The organism is Pantoea sp. BAV 3049 (assembly GCF_009765445.1).
GTDB lineage: Bacteria > Pseudomonadota > Gammaproteobacteria > Enterobacterales > Enterobacteriaceae > Erwinia.
The window spans coordinates 1-554 of record NZ_WHOY01000017.1 but is presented as its reverse complement, the minus strand read 5'-3'; the positions used below and the strand labels follow the sequence as shown (position 1 = coordinate 554).

The window sequence follows — 554 nt, the reverse complement described above, 5'->3', positions numbered from 1 at the left end:
AGGCCCGGCCTGACAAAATCTCTAAACGTGAGTTTTCGTTCCACTGAGCATCAGACCCCTGTATAGCCTGCGGATTTAACGGGAGGATAAATTCGGTTAACCAGGCACTGAGTCGTGCGATATCAGCTTTACTGGGGAGTCTGACACCCAGATAGCGACGAATATTTTGTCGGTGCCGCTGAGCCTGCCGTCCCTGAAACGGATAGTTTTCAGGGGATACGGAAGCACATCCGATCTGCCCAGCGATGGTATGCACAATACCGGAAGGGAAATCGTGTACAGAGTCGGGATAATGGCCATGAACCTGTCGGAATTTTAGTTGAAGGGCAAATCCCAGACGCCCCGTATCGGTCATCCCCGGTAGCAGGGAAAGCTCATCAGCAAGCAAACACCACTCGTCCCCGTCATTAAAAGCCTTCTCCTGTAACATCCCAACTCCCTGAATCATCAATGGGTGATCGCTATGGAAACCATTTCACAGGTGAGTGATTTTTACTCAGATACAGTTCAAAAAAGTCAGATGTCGCATTTTGCAGCTTCGCTCCCACTAGGCC

The 554-nt window shown here is 50.2% G+C and carries 1 protein-coding gene; it reads right to left on the bottom strand.

Annotation, left to right across the window (positions count from 1 at the left end):
* On the bottom strand, positions 1-448 hold a 448-nt coding region (locus tag GSQ70_RS00640; RefSeq protein ID WP_158780480.1), incomplete at its 3' end, for a DUF4158 domain-containing protein.
* Between the last annotated feature and the right edge of the window lie 106 nt (positions 449-554).